Origin of the sequence: Treponema sp. JC4, assembly GCF_000260795.1 — a bacterium.
Lineage (GTDB): Bacteria > Spirochaetota > Spirochaetia > Treponematales > Treponemataceae > Treponema_D.
Genome location: NZ_AJGU01000131.1, coordinates 1 through 600 on the forward strand (window position 1 = coordinate 1; position 600 = coordinate 600).

Here is a 600-nt window from a genome sequence, read left to right on the forward strand (position 1 = left end):
AGGAATTAATATTTTTGAGGTCATATTAATATTTATTCCTCTTTTTAACTAATATAGTTTGTTATTACTTATTTTTTAAATTCATTCTTAAATTTTAGTATTTTTGCCAAAAAAATTATTTTAAAAAGTTAATTTTATAAAAAAAGATAAAAATTTAATTTCTAGAAAAAATAAATTTGAATGATTTCAAGTGTAAAATTGTATAAACTTTGATTTCTAATTTATTAAAATAAGGGTTTCAACAGAGCCTATTGTGAAACTAAATTATCCCAGTTAAATTTTTCTTCAACATATTTTCTTCCCTGAAGTCCTAGTTTTTCTTCCACATCTTTATTATCCAGTATATATTCAATTTTTTCTTGAAGTGTAGTTATGTCTCCAGGTTTTACTAGATACCCTGTTCTTGTATCATCAACTACTTCTACAACTCCTCCTGAAGCATAGGCAATTGTAGGTGTATGACAAGCATTTGCCTCAGATAATACCATTCCAAATCCTTCTCTAGTAGATGGCAGTACTAATACATTAGCTAGTTTCATTTGATAAGTTAATTCTTCATTACTTAATTCTTGCATGAATTCAACATAATCTTCTAAATTA

General features: G+C 25.2%; 1 protein-coding gene. It reads right to left on the minus strand.

Annotation, left to right across the window (positions count from 1 at the left end):
* Positions 1-248: 248 nt before the first annotated feature.
* Positions 249-600, minus strand: a 352-nt coding sequence (locus tag MSI_RS13615) for a glycosyltransferase (protein ID WP_155815666.1), incomplete at its 5' end; no start/stop codon positions are given.